This is a genomic window from Nocardia altamirensis NBRC 108246 (assembly GCF_001612685.1).
GTDB lineage: Bacteria > Actinomycetota > Actinomycetes > Mycobacteriales > Mycobacteriaceae > Nocardia > Nocardia altamirensis.
In genome coordinates this window covers 1-19,476 of the sequence record NZ_BDAY01000080.1, presented here as the reverse complement: position 1 = coordinate 19,476, position 19,476 = coordinate 1, and the positions used below count along the sequence as shown (strand labels likewise).

Sequence of the window (19,476 nt, the reverse complement as noted above, 5' to 3'; positions counted from 1 at the left end):
CCTCACTGGTAGAACGACCGGTATCTCCACTTGCGAGAGGAACAGTAGACAGACCGGTCGTTCTCTGTCAAATGGAGCGGCAATCTCGGCTCCGAGTAGTAGAAAGACCGGTCTGATACTCTGACCGCCATGGTGTCCGAAAAAGGCATTCCCCCAGCTCAACGGCTACTGGACGCGGCAGTTCAGCTCTTCTATGCCGAAGGGATTCACGCCGTCGGCGTGGAACGACTCATCGCCGAGGCCGGCGTCACCAAGGCCACCTTCTACCGGCACTACCGATCCAAGGACGACTTGGTGGTCGCCTATCTGGAGCACAAAGACACGACCACCCGGGCCGCGCTCCTCGGCGCAACCGCAGGCCTCGAACCGCAGCAGGCGCTGCCCGCCCTCTTCGCCGCGATCGCCGCATACTCGTGCGGCCCCGGCTTCCGCGGCTGTCCCTTTATCAATGCCGCCAGCGAATACCCCGATCGCACGCACCCGGTGCGGCAGGCCGTCACCGCGCACCGCACCTGGCTGCGCACCACCCTTTCCGAACTACTCGCCGCGCTCGACCATCCCGAACCGGAATCGACTGCACGCCAACTGGTGTACTTGCGGGACGGCATCCTGATGGCCGGCTACCTGGACAGCCCCGATGCGGTCGACGCCACGGCCAGGCACGCCCTGCTCGGAATTGTCGGCGAGCACACGGTGCACAACTGACGGCAGAACTGCGAATGGCACTGTCGCAAAACCGAATTCGGCGGCTCAGACTCCGGTGATGCCGGTGAACGGACGCTTATCTCTGTGCACGAGAACACGATCGGAGCCGGAACCGTCGAGCGCGACCGCTCGGATGGTGCCGCCAAGATCCGCGACATAGGCGATACGCGCGTCGAAATCGACGGTTAGGCCGATGGCTTCCGCGAACCCGTCGGCGAGGATCTCGGGTTGTAGCCCATGGTCACCCGGTTTGGGCAGTGGCGCGCGATTGAGCGTATTGCCGTTCGGGGGTGCACCGCGGTCGGTCCAGTACAGGTACCCGGCGATCGGATCGATCTCCAGATCGATCGGCTCGGGCAGCCGGCGCCACAATGTCTCGATATCAGTGCGGTGCTCGGCGGTTCGGTCGGTCGGAATCGCCAGTCCAGCCCCCAGAATTCGGCCCTCGCCGGATTTGGCGCGGCCTTTCTGCGTCCAGTACAGGTGCCCGTTCGCCGAGTCGACGGCCACACCGACACAGTTGTTGCCCGGATCGTCGGTGGGCAGGTTCACGACGAGGTCGACCTTGCCTGCACCGTCCATACCGACTCGGCTAACCCGGCTGCCTTCGCGATCGGCGAAGTACACGTACCCGGCAGCCGAGTCGAGGGTCAGCTGCTTACCGGTGGTCATTGTGCCGTCGGACGGCACGATGACCCGGATGTCGGAGCCGTCCAGCCGGGCCGAACGCACCGAACCGTTCGGCTTCGAGAAGTCGTAGTCTTCGCCGAGACTGGTTGGTGCGCTGACCTTCTCGGGCCGACCCATGGTGGTCCAATAGATGCGATCGGTGGCCGCGTCGTACCCGACACCGTCGGGCGCGGGCCCGGTGTCGGACACGATCGTGGTGACCGCGCCATCGGCCAGATCGATCCGCTCGATACGACCACCGAGAAAATCCAAGGCGAGCAAGGCATTGAACATCTGAACTCCTCGATGTCGTGGTGTCAGTTGCCCGTTCGGGCCTCGGTGGCGGCCAGCGCCGCAAGCACCGCAGTGGTGCGCGTGTCCCGCTTGGCGGACAACTCGTCGTAGACGTCCTGCCCGGTGCCGTAAGTCGCCTCGATCTGCTCGATCAGCGCAGGCACCTGGGCGGGGTCCGGGTCGTGGAACTGGATCTTGCCGGTGACGGCGCCGACTCCGGCGAACAGATGCCTGGCACCGCCGGGGCCGCCGCCGAGGACATTGCCCTCGAACAGCCCGATCGTCGACCAGCGCAAGCCCAATGAGTTCTGCAGGATCGTGTCCAACTGTGCGACATCGACTACACCCTGCTCGACCAACCATCGCGCTTCCCGGCCGAGCACCGATTGCAAGCGGTTGGCGACGAAGCCGGGCAACTCCTTGCCCAACACCACCGGAGTCCGATCCCAGCTGCGGTAGATCTCCACCGCCCGGTCCGTGGTCGCCGCCGAGGTCCGTTCGCCGGGAACCACTTCCACCAGCGGCATCAGTTCCGGCGGGTTGAATGGGTGGCCCACAACGATTTTGGCTGCTGCGACGTCGTCGAGTTCGGCGGCGATCAGGGTGGCCGCGATCGACGAACTAGAGGTCGCGAGCACGGTGTCCGGGCCGGTCGCCGCGGTGATGGTGGCGAACAGCTGCTGCTTGATCTCGAGCCGTTCCGGGCCGTTCTCCTGCACCAGATCGACGCCGGCGACCGCCGTCGCGAGATCGGGCTCGACGGTGACGGCAGCGTCGCCGGGGAAGCTCTGCTCGACGAGCTCCGCCAGATCCGGCCGCGGATCACTGAACACGACCGACCAGCCGTGCCTGCGGGCCAGCCGCCCCCACGACACACCGATCACGCCTGCGCCGACGATGGCTACCTTCGACATCTTCCTGTCCTTCCTAATTGACCAGCGCTTCGGGGATCGTGACGAGCTGCGCGCTGCGCAGCGCGCGGCGACGGGTGGCGGCCACACCGCCATAGCTCTGGGTGATCCCGATCAGGCGGGCGGCGTAGTGCGCGACCGCCGCCTCGAATGTCATGCCGATGCCGCCGTGCAACTGAATGGATTCCTCCGCCGCGCGCTTGGCCATATCGGAGACGAACACGAAGCTGTCGTCGGCAACGGCCGGGTCGGCGCCGCCTGCCTCGGTGACGGCCGTCGCCCACAGCGCGAACGACCGGGCGAGCTCGACCTCCGCGTACACATCGACCGCACGGAACACCAGCGCCTGGAACACCTTGAGCGGCGCACCGAATTGCTTGCGCTGCTTCAGATATTCGACGGTGTCGCGCAGCGCCGACTCGGCAAGACCGATCGCCTCGCCGGCCACGGCAATGCGGGCGCGAGCGAAGGTGCGCGCCAACGCATCCTGCGCGGCATCGCCGACAACACCGAGCACCGTGGCGGGGGTCGCGGTGAAGGTGATGTCCGAGGCATGGGTCCAATCGGTGGCCCGGCCGTCGACGCGGGCGATACCCGATGCCTCCTTGTCCACCAGGTAGACACCGACCTGGCCATCGGCGTCGACCGCGGTGACCAGCAGGACCGCGGCCTGATCGGCGTGCGGCACAGGGGCTTTGACGCCGTCGAGCACCACACCGTCCTCGGTGGCGGTCGCGGTGACCGACGGAGTGCGATCCCAGACGCGGTTCGGTTCGGCGTGCGCGACGGCGAAAACGTCCGAGCCTGCGGCCAACCGCGGCAGCAGCTCGGATCGCTGCGCCTCGGTGCCGAGGTCGCCGATCAACCACGACGGCACGAAAGCACCGTCGAGCAGCGGCTCCACCGCGGCGTGGCGGCCGAGGGCCTGCAGCACGACAAAGGCTTCGGCAGGTCCGGCGCCGACACCGTCGTACTCCTCCGCGATGGTCAGCCCGGTCAGCCCGAGTTCGGCAAGGGCCGACCACACCGTCGCGCTCCAGCCGAGGTCACCGGTGACCGCATGCGCCCGGAACTCGGGAGCATAGTGTTTGGCCAGCAAGGCATCGACGGTGTCGAACAGCAGTTTCTGGTCTTCATTTGGTTCGAGATTCACGACGATTCCTTACAGGCCCAGGATGGTCTTGGCGATGACAGTGCGCTGAATTTCGTTGGTGCCGCCGAAGATCGACACCTTGCGCAGGTTCAGGTAGTGCGAGCCCGCGACATTGTCGGCGAGTTCGGTGTGCAGGGCGGGGTCGCCGCCGTCGCGGCCGCCGACGAGCAGCGCATCGGATCCGACCGCCTCCAGATGCAGGGCGGAGATCTCCTGCTGCAAACGACTGCCCTCGAGCTTCAGCATCGACGACACCGGGTTGGGTTTGCCGTCGGCCGAGGAAGCAGTGACGCGCAGCTGAGTGGCCTCGAGGGCCAGCAGGCGCAAGCGGACAGTGTGCAGTTTGTTCCGGAAACCGGTCTCTTCGGTCAGCGGACCGGTGCCGAGATCGACCGCCGCGGCCCGCTGCACGAGTTCCCCGAAGACCCGCTGCGAATAGCCCACTCCCGCAATGGCATTGCGCTCGTTGCCGAGCAGGAACTTGGCGTAGGACCAGCCGCGGTTCTCCTCGCCGACCAGGTTCTGCACCGGCACTCGCACATTGTCGAAGAAGAACTCGTTGACCTCGACGCTGCCGTCGATCAACCGGATCGGCCGCCGCTCGATTCCGGGCGTCGTCATGTCCACCAGCAGGAACGAGATGCCGTGCTGCGGGCGGGCGGCCTGCAGGTCGGTGCGCGCCAGCAGGAACATCCAGTCGCCGTACTGGCCGAGGGTGGTCCAGGTCTTCTGGCCGTTGACCACGTAGTGGTCGCCGTCGCGGACCGCGGTCGTCTTCAGCGACGCCAGGTCCGAGCCTGCTTCCGGCTCGGAGAAGCCCTGCGACCACCAGATGTCGAGATTGGCGGTGGCGGGCAGGAATCGAGCCTTCTGCGCCTCGCTGCCGAACGCCGCGATGACGGGGCCGACCATGGAAACGTTGAACGCCAACGGAACTGGCACCGCGGAACGCTGCAGCTCGGCGGTGTAGAGATGCCGTTGCAGCGGGCTCCAGTCCTTGCCACCCCATTCCACCGGCCAGTTCGGCACGGCCAAACCGTGCTTGTTCAGGATCTGCTGCGCGGTGACGAGGTCGTCGCGGGTGGCCTGACCATGCGCCGAGCGCGCACGTACCTCGGCGGGCACTTCGTCGTAGAACACCGTGCGCAGCTCGTCGCGGAACGCCAATTCCGCAGGGGAGAGTTCGAGTTTCATCGTGGATATTTCCTTTGTCGTCGTCGACTGATCCGGCGGAAGGTCTACCCGACCGGAGCCGATTTCCGTTGCTGGAGAACGTCATCCGTGCTGGCCCCGGCCTGCTCGGCCAGTCGGCGGATGTTGACCGGAGTCCGGGAGAAGCGGGCCGGGTTGGCGACCACCCTTATCCGTCCTTCGGTGGGGTGCTCGACCTCTTCGATCAGTCCGACCTCCCGGACGTAGGGGTCTTCGGGCAGGTCGTCGATACGGACCACCCGGCCGAACGCCATGTCCAGTTCGGCCAGGTAGGACTCCCACTCGGCAGTCGTCTTGGCGGTGGAGTGTGCGATGGCGGCCTGCATGCCCTCGAAGAAGAGTTCGCGGTCGATGGTCGAGTCGTCCCAGCGCGGATCGGCGGCGAAATCCAGGCACCCGGCACCGATCAGCAGATTGCGAATGTCGTCGTAGGTGTAGGCGCACACCGCGATCGCACCGTCGGCGGTACGCAGCGCGACGTGCTCGCGGCTCAGGCTCAGCGGGTTGCCCAGCGGTCCCGTCGGTGGCACGAACATCGCACCGGCCAGGTGCTCGAGCAGGTTGACGGCGATCACCGTGTCCGCCATCGCCAACGAAATCAGCTGTCCCTCACCCGTTCTCGCCTGGTAATACAGCGCTGCGAGCAGCGCGCCGAGCAGATACAGCCCGGTGGTCTTGTCCGCGATGAACGTGGGGAAGAACTGCACAGAGCCTGCGGCGCGGTCGTTGAGATCGACAAGACCGGTCACCGCCTGCATCACCTCGTCATAGGCGGCCCGCCGGGCTTGCGAGGACTCGGAGCTGAAGCCCTGGGCGTGGGCGTAGACCAGGTGCGGGCAGCGCTCCTTGATCTGTTCGTAGCTCAGGCCAAGTCGCTCCAGCGCATCACCGCGCATATTGGTCAGCAAGACGTCGGCCTCGCCCATCAAGTCGAGCAACGCCGCCCGCCCGTCGGGATCCTTCAGATTCAGTGCCACACTGCGCTTGTTCCGGTTGACCTGCATATACAGCGGTGCCATACCCGGGTTTCGGCTCTGGTTCGCCGGGGAGATGCGGGCGGTGTCGAACGGCGGCTCGATCCGGATCACGTCCGCGCCGAAGTCGCCGAGGATCTGGCCGACCATCGGGCCCATCACCACGGTGGACAGGTCGACTACCCGCACCCCCTGCAATGGTCCTGTCGCAGGTCCGCCGATGTCGATCGCGGCACTCATCATTCGTCCTTCCGTCGGTCACCTCTGCGTCCCCACCAACGCTAGGTAGTTACCCGAGCTAACGGAATGACCATCTGGTGCGCACCGGTATAACCAGGCCGATAACACCAGCGAAACCCTGGCTACGATGTGGCATGGAGATGCACCACCTGCGGTACTTTCTCGCCGTAGCCAGGGAGCTGAACTTCACCCGGGCCGCACGCACCTTGAACATCTCCGTGCCGCCACTCAGTCAGCGCATCCGGACACTGGAGAAGGAACTCGGCGTCTCGCTTTTCGATCGCTCCACCCACCACGTCCGACTCACCCCGGCCGGCGCGAAGCTGCTACCGATGGCCGAGACCGTGGTGGCCGAATTCGATTCCATCCCGGCCCGACTCGTGTCCGAGGACGGCAAGACCGCCGTCCGCCTTGCCATCCCTGAAGTACTCAATCCCACTCTGGTACAACAGGTTTCAAATGCCATAACCGAACTTTCGGGCCGCTACACCTTCTCCGTAGCCCAGATGAGTTCGGTCGACATCGACCGCGGCCTGCACAACAACAGCGTGGACATCGGGTTGTCGCACATCACCTCCGATGAATCCGGCCGACGCACCAGAAGGGTGGCCACCGAGTCGCTGCACGCCCTCGTCGAAGTCACCGATTTTCCGGGCCGGACCTCGCTGCAGCTGGCCGACCTGCGTGGCCGCACCTGGATCCGTGGCCCGAAGCACTGGGAACTCAACGTCTTCGCCGAGAGTCACCAGAAGCTGCTGGACGCCGGCGTGGTCCACAACGACTCCCACCGCTACAAGGACGTCGGCGGCATGCTGGTAGCGGTGCGGCACCGCCACGGGTTCGCCCTGGTTCCAGCGACCTTCGCACAACGCCCCGGAATCGACACCGCGGAGTTCGTCGTCCTGGCGATCGACGATCTACCCCTGCAGATGCACACCGCCCTCGTCTGGCGCACCGGAGACGACCGATTCGACCAGCTCGCAACGGATTTGGCCGGGCGGCTCGGGACAGGCCAGAGCAGGGACAACCCGAGCTAGCCTGCCTCAGCCACCGAGGATCAAGCAGCTGCTTGACGCAGTGGCCAGCAGTGCATCCTCAGCATCACGAATCTCGGCCTCGGCGAAGGTGATTCGCCGCCCCGGCTTGGTGACCCGGCCGACGACGCGGAGTGGACCCGCCTCGGGGCGCAGCGGCCGCAGATAGTTCACCTTCAACTCGACGGAGGTGTAGCCGACCCCGGCGGGCAGCGTGGTCTGCACGGCGCAGCCGACCGCGGTGTCCAGCAGCGTGCACGCCAGTCCGCCGTGCACCAAACCGTTGGCGTTGTATGTCGATTCGTCCACCGTGCAGCTGAAGCTGATTTTCCCGGGCTCGGGGTTCATCTCGCTCCAGTCGGGCGCGACGAGGCTGGAGATCGGGGCGGGCGGCACCTTGCCTTCGGACATGGCGCGCAAAAACTCCAGGCCCGACATACCCGTCGCGGCTGCCACGAGAGCCGCCGGGTCGTACCAGGTCACCGTCTTGGTCCGCGGCGATCCCCACGGATCCGTCATCGTCGAATCGGTCATGCGCAAGCCCTTCCCTGATTCCCCAGAAACCCGGCCCATCGAGACACTCGGTACAAAGTGTCTCAAGAGCGACATTAGACCGCCCATGTCTCATAGGCAAGAGTGGGCCGAGTCTCACGCCTCAACGCCCGCCTGTCACACCCAAGAGGCGGCGACTGTGCGGAGTGCGTCGCCGACTAGAAACTTCAAGTGTGCTGACAATTAACTGAAGAGTGGTATCTCTGTAGCGATGACCGCAGTGCATCCCGTTGATATGCCGTTGCCGTTCGGGCGGCAGCTGACGTTCGGCATCCAGCATGTTTTGATCATGTACACCGGCGGAATCACCCTCCCACTGGTGTTCGGCGCGGCCATCGGGCTGGACCAGGCGACCGTCGGATTGCTGATCAGTGCCGACCTGCTGGTCGCGGGGATCATCACCGTCGTGCAGAGCCTCGGGCTCGGCAAGCTGGCCGGCGTACGGCTGCCCATTGTTTGCGGGTCGACATTTGTCGGATTGACTCCGATGATCCTTATTGCCAAGGAGTACGGGCTGAATGCGGTCTACGGCTCCATGCTCGCGGGCGGCGTGATCGGGGTGGCGTTGGCGTGGCCGTTCGCCGCCATCGTGCGGTTCTTTCCGCCGCTGGTCACCGGAACGGTGCTGACGGTGGTCGGCATCTCACTGATCGGCGTGGCAGGCGGCCTGGTCGTCGGCACCGACTCGACGGCGCCGACCTTCGCGACACCGTCGAATATCGGGCTGGCCGCCGTCGTGATCGTGATCGCGGTGGGGTTCCTGTGTCTCGGCCGCGGGGTGTGGTCGCAACTCGGCGTGCTGATCGCGTTGCTGATCGGCATAGTCATCGCCATCCCGATGGGGCTGGTCGCGATCGGCGATCTCGGCGACACCGCCTGGGTCGGCGTGCCCAAGCCGTTCCACTTCGGCGCACCGGAGTTCCCGATCACCGCGGTGGTGTCGATGAGCATCGTGATGGCCGTGGCGTTCGCCGAGTCGACGGCGAGCATGCTTGCGGTCAGCGAGATCACCGGAAAGCGGATCAGCAAGGCCGATGTCGCGCGCGGGCTCGTCGGTGACGGGCTGTCCGGTGTGCTCGGCGGCATCTTCGTCTCGTTCATCGACACGGTCTTCAACGAGAACGTCGGATCGGTCGCGGCCACCAGGGTGGTCAGCCGGTATGTCACCGCCACCAGCGGGGTGATCCTCGTAATACTCGGTGTCCTACCGCGTTTCGGTGCGGTGGTGGCGGGCCTGATACCCAAGCCGGTTGTCGGCGGCGTCGGGCTTGTGCTGTTCGCGACGGTGGCCGTGGTCGGGGTCAACACCCTGCTGCAAGCCGACCTCGCCGACCGGATCAATGCCACCATCGTCGCCGCCGCGGTCGGCGTCGGCCTGGTGCCCGAAATGGCCACCGGCATGTTCAGCAGGTTTCCGACGTCCGCACAGATCTTGCTGACCAGCGGCGTAACCCTGGGCGCCGGAACGGCATTCGCGCTCAACCTGCTCTTCAATCACACCCGCATCGGCGACTACGCCCGTGCGGCGGTCACGTCCGAGCCGCGAGACACGACGCACGGGACTCACCCGTTCCAAGGTTCGAAATAGTACTCAGCGCCGGCCGATGGGCTGTTGTACGGCCGCGGCGAGCAGGGTGCCCGCGGTCTGCAGCCAGGTCGGCCAGCTCGCGGGGTCGAGCACCATCGAACCCTCGTCGCGGATTTCGCAACCGGAGGCCACCGGGACGCCGTCGAAGCGCTCCTTCAGCCAGAGGAATTCCTGTGCCATGCCGAGGTATTCGGCCGTGATGTGCTCGCTGAAGTGGTCACGGGTGTACCGCACGCGCGCCTCGGGATCACGGCAGTAGTAGTCGACCAGCGCGTTGACCGTGCCCACGGGAACGACCCAGTCGGGGTTGGCATTGAACATGAACATCGGCGCCTTCGGCACGGCGTGACCCATCCGGAGCGCGTCGAAGATCTGATCCGGCACCGGACCGTGAAACGGATTGGGGATGTCGAACATTTGCTCATAGGGCAGGAATGGGAGTACCGGGAGCGAATACAGATAGCACAGACCGGATTTCACCGATCGCAATGCTTTCAGAGCCGGACTCATGTGGCGTTCGAGGTAGTCCGCCAAATCGGGATACTCCCGTTCGACGCCGAATATTCCGCTGAGCAGCAGTCCGGAAGCCAGATTGCCGCTGGCCTGTTGCAGCATGGCTCGGAGGTCGGCGGGGATGCCGCCCGCTGCGACGCCGACGATGTTCAGCTCAGGGGCATAGGACGAATGCAGTTCCGCGGCATGGACGGACGGGATCGCGCCGCCGGAGTACCCGGCCAAGGCCGTCTTCGTCTGTGGGCCGGACAAACCGAGGGGTGCGAAGTTCTGCACCGCACGAATGCTGTCCAGCGTGATGCGTCCGTTGAGCGGGCCAGCACCGAAAGCCATGTCCGGCCCGTCGAAGTCGGGCATGTTCACCACCCACCCGGCACCCAAAGCCGTGATGGGGAACAGGAATTCGGTGCCGACCAGCAGCGAGCCGATGACCGGCGCCGGCGGCATCGCACCCTCCTGCAGCACATACGACGGTGCACAGTGCCGCGGACCTTCGCTGTCCACCGCGAATTGATACGACAGCAGGTTCCACGGCTGACCGCCGTCGCCGCCACGCGGCTTCATCACCGTCGTCACCGCCGCGATCGGCCGATCCAGATGGTCGGTCGAGCGAAACGACAGCTGCCACGCATCGACATTGATCGGCAGCACCGAGTAGAACCCCAGGTGCACCTCCCGCGCGGCGATGATCTCCCCCGGCTGCTTCGCGGCAACCACCTCGGCGGGCGGCTCGTAGAAGCCCGGATCGTATTCCGGCGCGGCAGGCAGCACCCCGGACGGCAGCACCGGCCGCACCGGCACCGAATCCGGCTGCGCAGCAACGGGCCAAGCCATCACTGTCGACCCGATCGCGGCCACGGCCAGCGCAACAACCCAGCGGGTAATCCTCGAAGCCAGAGACTGCACAGCAACCTCGCATGTGTGGACGACAGGGCCAAATACCGAAGCGCACCAGCGAATGCCACCACACCATAGCTAACTCCCAGCTCAAATCAGGCACCGCCGCTGCCGCATGTCGGCGTGCGGCAGTCCCGAGACCACCGGCCGTCGGCCTTTCCACCGCTGGGGACTGATTACAATTGCCTATTATTTCAGTGCATCGGCAATGCGAACTCAATGTGGTCGACGAAGTGATGGACGATAAGTGAGCTGGGACGGCTGGGTGTTTCGGGCGCTGGTCGAACGCCTGAAAAACCTTGTCAACAGCATCGAGATCGTTCGGTATCACGACCACCAAGCGCCGGTACGAGTCATCTACGACACGCTTGCCAAGTTCGGCGAAATGGACCGGCGGCCACTGCCATCTGGCCCGTTCGACCTCGAGGCCCAACTGCGCTACACCGAATTCATCACCCCGCACATCGCCAAGATCGGCGAACTTTCCCCTTCGCTGTCGCGTGACCTCAACGACTTGCGGGAGCAGGGTTGGAAAATTGAATTCGAAGCGCCATGGCGTACGGACCCACAGTACTTCGATAAAAAGGTGCTCAATATTCCGAGTTCCGAGATCACCGAGATCACCTCCGATGCCGCAAGGACCGTTCACCATATTGCGGAGCAGGTCGCGAGGGCGCAGACAAGGAGCATCTCCCGAATCATCGCGAAACCAGACTTGGATGTCACGCAAGAGGATTGGCGAAGCGATCAGGTACAGAAGCTACTCGACGCCAGGAGCGTCCGATACCTGGAGGCGGCGAGAGTACGTCATGAGATCCTCGATCGCAAAGGACCCGATATCGATGCCGATTGGTCAGAGACGGAAACCGTGACCGCCGCGCAACGCTTGTACGGTCAGGTCGCCCAAGAGTCCAAGACTTGGGACACCGCTATTCAAGAAATGGGAGAAGTGGTCGGGCGTCAGCCGCTGCCGGTGCCGCCCGACCTCGACCTCAAAACGTGGTTCGGTCATGTCGCCGACGAATTCTGGCAGGCGCACCAAACGGGCACGTGGCTGGAGTAGGCACACGCTGCAGATCCGAAATGCTCAGGTGGTCCAGCGAACCCCGTACTTGGCCATACTTGATCGCCGTGACGGGAACGTCGCATGGCACGACGAGCACACCACAGCCCGCCGCACTCGCCGCCGCGGCACCGGTCGGCGAATCCTCGATCGCGACGCACTCGTCCGGCGGCACACCGAGCAGTTCGGCGCCGCGCCGATAGGAGTCGGGTGCCGGCTTGCCGTGCGCAACGTCGTCGCCGGTGACCGAGGCATCGAAATACTGGGTTCCGATGGCGCCCAAGGCGATATCCGCGAGCGCCCGCGAGGTGTTGGTGACCAGTGCCGAACGCAGGCCTGCGGCGCGAACGGTGCGCAGGGCGGCGCGCGCGCCCGGCCGCCACGGCACCGGGTCCGCGTACCGGCTCGCCAGTCGGCGGTCGAGCCACGCGTCGGCGTCCCGGAGCGCAGGCGGGCTCGGTGTGAGCCCGGACAGCGCGAGCATCGTGTGCAGCACCTCGGGGACCGTCGCCCCGACCAGCCGCCCTCGGTCCGTTGCGGTCATGGTGCCGCCCCGCTCGACGACGAAGTCGCCGACGGCGTCGCACCACAGCTTCTCCGTGTCCAGGATCGTTCCGTCCAGATCCCAGAGCACGGCACGCACGTGACGCATCGCGTCCACCCGATCCTTACGCTGCGGAATCCGTCGAAGGGCCAGGCGGTCGCCGAAAGGCGAAGGCGTTGAACCGGAACGGCGCGTTGCCGTAGCCCTCGATCTGCTGGTCGACGATGGCAATGTTCGTCAATCCGGCCGCGGCCAGTTCTCGGCGCATCCAGTCCCGCTCGTAGTACATGTGCTCCAGCCCTCGATAGCGGTCGGCGTATGCTTCCTCCCCGCCGGCGGCCTCGATCCGGAATTGCTGTGCGGCATCGGCTTTGGCCACATCGGGGACGTCGAGAATGGCAACGCCGTACCGCGCCTTCGCCACCATGGCCGCGATCACGGTGCGTGCGTAGTCGAGCGAGGGAAAATACAGGAACACCCCGCACGAGATGACGATGTCGGCCTGCGGCTCCGGCGCGATATCCGCGGCGTCCGCGACCGCGAATTCGCCACGGGGCAAGGCGTCGCGTGCGATGTCGATCAGGGCGGCCGACTGGTCGATGCCGCCGACCCGGCATCCCATCTGATCCAGTCCGTACAGGAAAGCACCTGCACCACAACCGACTTCGAAGACAGAGCGGTCCGGCGTGATGGCGACCCGTGCGGCGACCGCGCCGACGAAATCGGTCCAGGCAATCGTCCCGAGCCTGCTGAACGCGCTGTCGAGACCGTCGGCCGCCATCAGCTGGGCCAGGATGGATCCGGCCGATCGATCAAGAGTTCGGCTGTCCCAGACCTGCTTCCACGTGGACGATGGGTTCATCAGTAACCTTCCTTCGAGCTGGGCATGGCCGGGGCGAACACGCCGACCGGCGCGTTCCACATGGTGTGTCCGTTTGTGCCGTGCGGTTCGTGCACCTGGACTCGGGTGCACCAGTCGGCGCCGTAGAGGTTGTCCAGATACCGACGCGCGGCCTCGTCCGGCACGCAGGACAGGCGAAGCGGACCGAAGGTCCTGCGCTCCAGCCGATCGAATTCAGCAGGCTCGAAATAGTCGTGCGGCCAGCGGAATCGGGCCGCCGTGGTGTGGTAGACCATCTTGCCGTCGATCGTCGCCATGGGAAACAGGTGCACGAACGGATAGCGGAACGGCACGGTGTCGAAGGGGTCGCCGAGTGTCTCCAGTGGACTGTCGAGCGCGAAGATCTTGAGGAAGTGCCCGGAGTCCGCGACGGCGAATCCGCGCTCGGCCAACAGATACGAGCCTGGCCCCGTGAGCATTTCGACGTCCTCGGCGCGCATGGCCAAGTCGATGTCGTCATCCCATGGGATCAGACCGCCGTGCCGGTAGGCGCCGAGCAGCGTGCCGCCGAGCATCGTGTAGTGGATGCCGAGTGCGGCGAAGAGGGCGTGCGTGACCGCCGCCGCGTGGTAGAGCCGGTCGACGATGTCCTGCCTGGTGTGTGGCACGTCCATGTCAAAAACCAACTGCCGCATCGAGTCCGGCGGGCGCCGTGGCCAGCACCGCCGCCAAAGACGTTGCCACCCGGTGGTTTTCCGGGGCGGTCCGGCAGGAGATGCGCACGTAGCGGTCGGCATCAGGCATAGATTTGCCCGAGCAGTCCTTCACCAGGATGCCGAACCGGCTCAACATCGCTTCGGCGACCTCGCGGGCGTGCCATCCGTCCGGCAGGCGGACCAGGATGAAGTTCGCGTCCGGCTCGATGACGGTGAGGCCGGGCACCGCGCAGAGCTCGCGATAGAACTCGTCGCGGTCGCATCGCACCCGCTCCAGACTCGCCCGATATTCCGTCGCGAATCCGGGGAGCCTGCGCAGGAATTCCTCGGCAAGCCCGTTGATGTTCCACACCGGCAATTCCGCACGCACCAGGTCACGGAGTTCGGTATCCGCGGTGGCCAGGTACCCCAATCGCAGGCCGCCGACGCCGTAGGCCTTGCTCATGCTCTTGATCACCGTCAGATTCGGGTGGGTGTCGAGCTCGGTCTGCACGGTGGATTCCAGCGGACAGAACTCGATGAACGACTCGTCGACCAGCAGCCGCATCTCGCGGTCGGCCAATTGTTTGGCGAGCAGGAGCAGGTCCTCCTTCGGAATCGCCCTGGAGGTCGGATTATTCGGTGAGGTCAGGATCACCGCCTTCGCCCGCGCCCGCACGGCGGTGTCGACGCAGCGATCCACCTCGAACGCGAAGTCCGGCGGGGCGAGCTCGACACGATGCCGTCGCTTGCGGGCGAACACGGCCTCGTATTCGTTGAACCCCGGCACAATCAGCACCACGTCGTCGAGCAACCTGCCGAGCACGGTGATCAGCTCGGAGGCGCCGTTGGCGACCACCAGCTGATGCTCAGGGGTGCCGGTTGCCGCCGTAAGTAGCTGTCGTAGGGGGGCCTGGCCGAGCGGATAGTTGAGCAGCGACGTCTCGAGGTCGGCGGCGAGCCTGCGCAGCAACGGTTTCGGCGGAAAGTACGGATTGATCATCAGACAGTGATCGGCGACATCGAATCGCCAATAGCCGCCGTGCAGCTGCTCCAGAAACGACAACCGTTGCGCCGCATCACTGAAGGAATACTCCGCCGCTATCAGATCGCTCGTGTCATCGATCTCGCACCACCGCAGATCGGTGCAGTCGACCGCGTGTACCTCGACAACACCCTTCGCCGCGGTGACGGCGAGCACGGACTCGTAGAATTCGTCCTCCCGGCCGCGGTCGATGAGTTCTTCCAGCACCGGAACGAATTCGGAGCGCAGGTACTGCGCCCGGAGCAGATGCACATTGATCGTCTTGAGCGCACCGTGCGGTGCCTCGTTGCTGTCGTATGCGGTGAGGAAACGGTCGATGCGGCCGTCGGGTTTCGCGATCACGCCTGCCCCGTTCATCCCTGGCTGCCACGCGGCGACGGCCGACGCCGCCGAGTCCGGTGAATCAGCAAGGCGGGTCAGGATTTCGGCGTCGAACACCACATCGCCATCGAGGACGAAGACATCGTCGGTCAGGTGGCGCCTGGCCAGCCACAGCGAGTACGCGTTGTTCGTCGTGTCGTACCGGTCCGCCAGCACATACGACACCCGCATTCCCGCGAATTCGACACCGACCGCCGCGCGCACCTCGTCGGCCCGATGCCCGACCACCAGGACGGTCTCCCTGACACCGACCGAGGCCAACCGCTCCAGTGCTCGGTGCACGATCGGCACCCCGTTCACCGGAGTGAGCGCTTTGGGCACGGCACCGCTGAGCCGCCGACCGACTCCCGCTGCGAGAATTACTGCCTTCTGGACAGACATGTATTTCCTATCGCTCGCACCGCGAGTCGACGCGGCGAAGTACTGATGTCGGGCCAAGCCTCGCGTCACGATCGCGCCGCAATGGCCGCAATCGGAACGGGTCGGGACGCTCCGCCCGGTGCCTCGTTCAGCGCACGTCAATCAGCCTGAGCCTCTAGGCAAAGCCGCGGCATCGGTAAACCACCCGGCTACGTAGGGATATCGCCACCGCTGGTGACACCCCCTGATCACAGCCAATTCGAAGCCAGCGCTCGGCGTCGGCAGCGCAGTGGTGCGCACACGCCAATACCGCCTCGCGGGTCGCGAGGCGGTAGGAGGTTGGCGTGACTACCGTGCCGTGCGCGCGTATCGCGCCCGCCGTGCCCGGTCGGCGCGCCGGGGGCGGCGGTTCGACTCCTCGGCCACTTTCGGGCGCACCTCGACCGGCACCAGCTCTGCGATGTGCCCGCGGGAGTTGATCAGCAGCTTGTCGAAAATCGAGGCCATCTGCGCGTCAACGGTTTTGGTCGAGCTGCCGCGCCTGGCCGCGATCGCGGTGTTGGTCCAGCCCGCGGCCGCGAGCACCGCGACCTGTTGCTCGGCCGCGGTCAACCCGTGCCACTGCGCAACGGCATGGTGCTGAGTGCGGAGTCTGGTCGACGACCGATCCAGTGGCAGGTCGCCCACCGCAAGCTTGGTGACCTCGTCGAGTTCGGGCCGCAATGCGGCGCCTTCGTGTGCGGCGAGGGCAAAAGCACGATCGCCCAACACCGTTCGCGCGGCATCGGCGGCCGCCTCGGTGCTGGCCGCGAAGGGATCGAAGTTGTTCTGCATAGCGGGAATCCGCTTGTGCAGCTCGGCGGCGCCGCCGAACAGCCTGGCGATGTCGGTCGCCCATTCGGTCAGCTGCCGCGAGCGGGCCTGCCCTCCCCCGGTTCGGGCGTCCTCGATCATTCTGGCCAGCGACCACATCCGGATGCGAACCCCCATCAGCGCTCCCCAGCGATCGCCGATGGCGAGATGACCGTGCAGCGCCTTGCTGCCCATCGCCAGCGCCTCGCGGGGATCGCCGTACTTGGTCAGGGCGAGCGCAAGGATGCATTGCGCCCACGACATCGCCCACCTGGCTCCCGCCCCACTGGCGCGGTCGAGATAAGCGGTAGCGGTGTCGAGCGCCTGTTCGGGCGTGCCGAGCATCGCGGCCGCCAGCGCCTCGGCCTGCTCGCTGGTCGCCGCACCGCTGAGATCGCCTGCCGCGGTGAACTTTTCCCGCGCGCGCCGCAGGACGAGCAGCGCTCTCGGGTCCTGATGCACCACGAACAACTCGGCGCCGCGCACGAATTCCACCCGCGCGGGCAAGCCGTGATCACGTTCGACGCACGCGCGCCAGTCCGCACGCACCGCCGGGTCAGGAAGACACAACGCCACGCACTCATCGAGTAGTCGCTCGGCATCCTGGTATCCGCCGCACAACAAACTGAGCCAGGCCATCAACGCTTTCGCTTCGATGTGCAGCGCGGATCCCGGCCTGGCATGCGCCGCCGTCCGCTCGATCATGGTGCGTGCCTCGCCGAGCGACCCGTTCAACATCGGCAGCCGAAGGGTGGCGATGCCGATGGCGATCTGCAGGCCTTCGGCGGCGGCTTCGGGAGTGTGCAGGCTTTCGTCGATGGCGCACCGCAGATCGGTCCTGGCGGTCTGCGCCCACCGCAGCAGCTCCTGCTCCGCGGGACCGAACCATTCAGCCTGTGCCGCAACGATTTTGTCGCGGTAGTAGCGCCGGTGCCTGGCGACCAGCCGCGCCCACTCGTCGGGCGCGCCGCGCGACGCCCGCTCGCGGATCCGTTCGGTCGCGAAGACGCGGAAACTCTCCACCAGCGAATAACGCACCGCCGTCCGCGTGCGGTGCCGCAAGACCAGAGATTGGTCGGCCAGCCGCTCGAGCAGCTCACCGATCTCGGCTCGGGTCAGCACTTCGGGGCCGCGGTCGGCATGCTCGTCAGCACACACCGCCTCGATCGCCTCCCTGCCCGCGCCGCCGCTCTCGACATCGGCGCCGACAGCGTCCTCGAACTGGGTGTCGTTGCCCGCGGCGAAGACCGCGAGCCGCTCGAAAAGCAGCCGTTCCTTGGCGCTGCACAGGTCGTAAGACCAGGCGATCACATCGGCGATGCGGCGATGCCGTTCCTCGGTGCCGAACCGAGGCCCGTCCGACCAGCGCAGGCGGCGATCGCCCGGTTCACCGGTCAACTCGCCGAGCAGCATCGACAACGGCTGCCGGTGCAGCCGAGCCGCGGCAAGCCGGATATACAGCGGATTGTTGTGCACCCGGGTACAAATCGAGGTGGCCTGCTTGATCTGTTCGTGCGTGGCGATCAGGTGGCCTGCCAGCTCGGCGCGACGGCGGAACAACGCGAGCGCCTGCGCCTGCGCGAGCGGCGGGACATCGAGAACTCGCTCGTCGGACCAGCTGATCGGCTCGCGGCTGGTCGCGAGGACCGTCAACCCCGGCACCGCGACCAGCAGATCGTTGATCACCTGGCCCGCCGCCGCCAGCACATGTTCGCAGTTGTCCACCACCAGAATCGCCTGGCCGGTGCGGCCGCCCGCCGGGTCACTCAGCGTCTCGACCAGGGCGTCCCAGGCGGATCGGCCGGAGCAGCCCGCATCGACGACGGCCCGGACGAACTCCTCCTCGACGACATGTGCCTCGCTGTTCCTGGCCAATCGGGCCAACCGCACCCAGTAGACCGGCACCCGGCGCGACTTCTGGTATTTCCGGACAGCTTCGTTGGCCAGACAGGTTTTGCCGATTCCGCCGGGGCCGACCAGGGTGATCAGTCGAGTGCAGTCCAGCAGGAGCGTCGCGATCGTCGCCAGCTCCCGCTCCCTGCCGTAGAAATCACGCACCGGCGCGACCTGCGCGAGGGGACGCGGCGGAACTACCGCGCGCCGACGGTGCGGCGCGGTGAGCTGATGCCCACCCTCGAGCGGAGTATGTCGGTTTCCTTTGTCCTCTGGCATTGCGAATCCTCTTGTCCGGGAAGGCCGTCCGATGCTCACCGGGCGTTCCCGGGGTTGCGCCCGCCCGAGAGCAGGCCGTGGGGCCTACGTCAGTGCGGTCCTGGTGACTGCGGAATCGGTGCGCCGACGACCGTGGCGGCGTCGCGGGCGGCCTCGGCCGCCGCGCGGGTGACCTCGCTGACCGCTCGCTTGTTGTAGCCGAGCAGTGCGTGCTTGGCGAGTCTGAGCGCCGACCGCGGGTTGGGCGGCAGGTAACCGAGCTGGGTCATCATCGTCAAGTCGTCGCGAACGGCCACGTGGCTGGTGGTCTTTCCGTCGCGGAACGTGGCGAAATGCGCTTGCCGCACCCGGATTTCCCGGCCGGTCGCCGGAAACACCTTGGGCTTTTCGCCGGGCGGGTAGACGATGAAGGGTCCGGTGTGCACGCCGAGCATCTCGGCGAAGACACACGCCCGATCATCGTCGGATTCGATGAAGTCGAGGATGTCCCAGCGCAGGTCGGAGAAGGCCGTGCGCAGCCAGACGCCGGTGGCCATCAGGCCGGGTACGCCGACTTCACGACAGGCCGGGGGTTCATCGACCGCCATATAGTTGATGTGATCGGGTGCGATCACCTGGCGGGCGAGCTCGATGTCGCCTGTCGCGAGCATCTGGAATTCCCCCTCCATGATCTCTCGCGCATCCATCGCCGCCTCCTCTGGACTGCCAATCTTTTGACTAGACTGCCATGCTAGTCACTATATGGCTAGTGTTAACTTATGCCCGGCGAAGTCAAACCTAG

General features: G+C 65.9%; 17 protein-coding genes. 4 read left to right on the top strand and 13 right to left on the bottom strand.

All coding sequences use genetic code 11. The annotated features are described in order from the left end of the window. Positions 1-129: 129 nt before the first annotated feature. Positions 130-705, top strand: coding sequence for a TetR/AcrR family transcriptional regulator (locus NA11_RS34095; protein WP_069166184.1), 576 nt, complete (start codon positions 130-132; stop codon positions 703-705). A 45-nt stretch (positions 706-750) separates the two neighbouring features. On the opposite strand, the gene NA11_RS34090 is transcribed toward NA11_RS34095, so the two are convergent. From NA11_RS34090 to NA11_RS34070, 5 genes are read right to left on the bottom strand one after another with little or no spacing between them, the layout of a single operon-like run. Next, complete coding sequence (locus NA11_RS34090; protein WP_069166183.1) at positions 751-1,668, bottom strand: hypothetical protein; 918 nt, start codon at positions 1,666-1,668, stop codon at positions 751-753. Between the two features lie 23 nt (positions 1,669-1,691). Then, entirely contained in the window at positions 1,692-2,582 is an 891-nt protein-coding gene (locus NA11_RS34085) for a 3-hydroxyacyl-CoA dehydrogenase family protein (protein WP_069166182.1), read from the bottom strand. A 13-nt stretch (positions 2,583-2,595) separates the two neighbouring features. Continuing rightward, positions 2,596-3,732 carry an acyl-CoA dehydrogenase family protein gene (locus NA11_RS34080; RefSeq protein WP_069166181.1) on the bottom strand — a complete coding sequence of 379 codons (1,137 nt, stop codon included), beginning with the start codon at positions 3,730-3,732 and terminating at the stop codon, positions 2,596-2,598. 9 nt (positions 3,733-3,741) lie between these two features. After that, positions 3,742-4,926 carry an acyl-CoA dehydrogenase family protein gene (locus NA11_RS34075; RefSeq protein WP_069166180.1) on the bottom strand — a complete coding sequence of 395 codons (1,185 nt, stop codon included), beginning with the start codon at positions 4,924-4,926 and terminating at the stop codon, positions 3,742-3,744. A gap of 44 nt (positions 4,927-4,970) precedes the next feature. After that, positions 4,971-6,158 (bottom strand): CaiB/BaiF CoA transferase family protein, encoded by a 1,188-nt coding sequence (locus NA11_RS34070; RefSeq protein ID WP_141718001.1) that lies wholly within the window; start codon positions 6,156-6,158, stop codon positions 4,971-4,973. A gap of 134 nt (positions 6,159-6,292) precedes the next feature. Here NA11_RS34070 and NA11_RS34065 point away from each other — a divergent pair, with 134 nt between their 5' ends. Beyond that, positions 6,293-7,195, top strand: a complete 903-nt coding sequence (locus tag NA11_RS34065) for a LysR family transcriptional regulator (RefSeq protein ID WP_069166178.1) — start codon at positions 6,293-6,295, stop codon at positions 7,193-7,195. Between the two features lie 6 nt (positions 7,196-7,201). Here the strand turns inward: NA11_RS34065 and NA11_RS34060 are convergent, their stop codons facing one another. Then, positions 7,202-7,726: a PaaI family thioesterase gene (locus NA11_RS34060; RefSeq protein WP_069166216.1), complete on the bottom strand. Its 525-nt coding sequence runs from the start codon at positions 7,724-7,726 to the stop codon at positions 7,202-7,204. A 229-nt stretch (positions 7,727-7,955) separates the two neighbouring features. Between NA11_RS34060 and NA11_RS34055 the strand changes: the two genes are divergently transcribed. Further along, positions 7,956-9,332, top strand: coding sequence for a nucleobase:cation symporter-2 family protein (locus NA11_RS34055; RefSeq protein ID WP_069166177.1), 1,377 nt, complete (start codon positions 7,956-7,958; stop codon positions 9,330-9,332). A gap of 3 nt (positions 9,333-9,335) precedes the next feature. Here the strand turns inward: NA11_RS34055 and NA11_RS34050 are convergent, their stop codons facing one another. Next, on the bottom strand, positions 9,336-10,679 hold the full coding sequence (locus tag NA11_RS34050) for a lipase family protein (RefSeq protein ID WP_069166215.1): 1,344 nt from the start codon (positions 10,677-10,679) through the stop codon (positions 9,336-9,338). 310 nt (positions 10,680-10,989) lie between these two features. On the opposite strand from NA11_RS34050, the gene NA11_RS34045 reads away from it, so the two are divergent. Then, complete coding sequence (locus NA11_RS34045) at positions 10,990-11,805, top strand: hypothetical protein (RefSeq protein WP_069166176.1); 816 nt, start codon at positions 10,990-10,992, stop codon at positions 11,803-11,805. Here the strand turns inward: NA11_RS34045 and NA11_RS34040 are convergent. The 6 genes from NA11_RS34040 to NA11_RS34015 all read right to left on the bottom strand — a co-directional run bounded on the left by NA11_RS34040 (position 11,735) and on the right by NA11_RS34015 (position 19,381). Further along, positions 11,735-12,457 (bottom strand): HAD family hydrolase, encoded by a 723-nt coding sequence (locus NA11_RS34040; protein ID WP_069166214.1) that lies wholly within the window; start codon positions 12,455-12,457, stop codon positions 11,735-11,737. The genes NA11_RS34045 and NA11_RS34040 overlap by 71 nt on opposite strands. Before the next feature lie 16 nt (positions 12,458-12,473). Beyond that, a complete protein-coding gene (locus tag NA11_RS34035) occupies positions 12,474-13,211 on the bottom strand; it encodes a class I SAM-dependent methyltransferase (RefSeq protein ID WP_069166175.1) in 738 nt (245 codons plus the stop codon). Then, on the bottom strand, positions 13,211-13,864 hold the full coding sequence (locus NA11_RS34030) for a LicD family protein (RefSeq protein WP_069166174.1): 654 nt from the start codon (positions 13,862-13,864) through the stop codon (positions 13,211-13,213). Before NA11_RS34030 ends, NA11_RS34035 begins: the two co-directional genes overlap by 1 nt. A gap of 1 nt (position 13,865) precedes the next feature. Then, a complete protein-coding gene (locus NA11_RS34025) occupies positions 13,866-15,692 on the bottom strand; it encodes an aminotransferase class I/II-fold pyridoxal phosphate-dependent enzyme (RefSeq protein ID WP_069166173.1) in 1,827 nt (608 codons plus the stop codon). A gap of 327 nt (positions 15,693-16,019) precedes the next feature. Beyond that, positions 16,020-18,695 (bottom strand): LuxR C-terminal-related transcriptional regulator, encoded by a 2,676-nt coding sequence (locus NA11_RS34020; protein ID WP_069166172.1) that lies wholly within the window; start codon positions 18,693-18,695, stop codon positions 16,020-16,022. Between the two features lie 89 nt (positions 18,696-18,784). Then, positions 18,785-19,381 carry an ester cyclase gene (locus tag NA11_RS34015; protein WP_069166171.1) on the bottom strand — a complete coding sequence of 199 codons (597 nt, stop codon included), beginning with the start codon at positions 19,379-19,381 and terminating at the stop codon, positions 18,785-18,787. Positions 19,382-19,476 lie beyond the last annotated feature (95 nt).

Coding starts and splice junctions, on each gene's coding strand:
- NA11_RS34035 (WP_069166175.1), bottom strand. CDS start 13,211: ATGAACCCATCGTCCACGTGGAAGCAGGTCTGGGACAGCCGAACTCTT.
- NA11_RS34090 (WP_069166183.1), bottom strand. CDS start 1,668: ATGTTCAATGCCTTGCTCGCCTTGGATTTTCTCGGTGGTCGTATCGAG.
- NA11_RS34070 (WP_141718001.1), bottom strand. CDS start 6,158: ATGAGTGCCGCGATCGACATCGGCGGACCTGCGACAGGACCATTGCAG.
- NA11_RS34030 (WP_069166174.1), bottom strand. CDS start 13,864: ATGGACGTGCCACACACCAGGCAGGACATCGTCGACCGGCTCTACCAC.
- NA11_RS34060 (WP_069166216.1), bottom strand. CDS start 7,726: ATGACCGATTCGACGATGACGGATCCGTGGGGATCGCCGCGGACCAAG.
- NA11_RS34085 (WP_069166182.1), bottom strand. CDS start 2,582: ATGTCGAAGGTAGCCATCGTCGGCGCAGGCGTGATCGGTGTGTCGTGG.
- NA11_RS34025 (WP_069166173.1), bottom strand. CDS start 15,692: ATGTCTGTCCAGAAGGCAGTAATTCTCGCAGCGGGAGTCGGTCGGCGG.
- NA11_RS34040 (WP_069166214.1), bottom strand. CDS start 12,457: ATGCGTCACGTGCGTGCCGTGCTCTGGGATCTGGACGGAACGATCCTG.
- NA11_RS34055 (WP_069166177.1), top strand. CDS start 7,956: ATGACCGCAGTGCATCCCGTTGATATGCCGTTGCCGTTCGGGCGGCAG.
- NA11_RS34075 (WP_069166180.1), bottom strand. CDS start 4,926: ATGAAACTCGAACTCTCCCCTGCGGAATTGGCGTTCCGCGACGAGCTG.
- NA11_RS34050 (WP_069166215.1), bottom strand. CDS start 10,679: ATGGCTTGGCCCGTTGCTGCGCAGCCGGATTCGGTGCCGGTGCGGCCG.
- NA11_RS34095 (WP_069166184.1), top strand. CDS start 130: ATGGTGTCCGAAAAAGGCATTCCCCCAGCTCAACGGCTACTGGACGCG.
- NA11_RS34065 (WP_069166178.1), top strand. CDS start 6,293: ATGGAGATGCACCACCTGCGGTACTTTCTCGCCGTAGCCAGGGAGCTG.
- NA11_RS34015 (WP_069166171.1), bottom strand. CDS start 19,381: ATGGATGCGCGAGAGATCATGGAGGGGGAATTCCAGATGCTCGCGACA.
- NA11_RS34020 (WP_069166172.1), bottom strand. CDS start 18,695: ATGCCAGAGGACAAAGGAAACCGACATACTCCGCTCGAGGGTGGGCAT.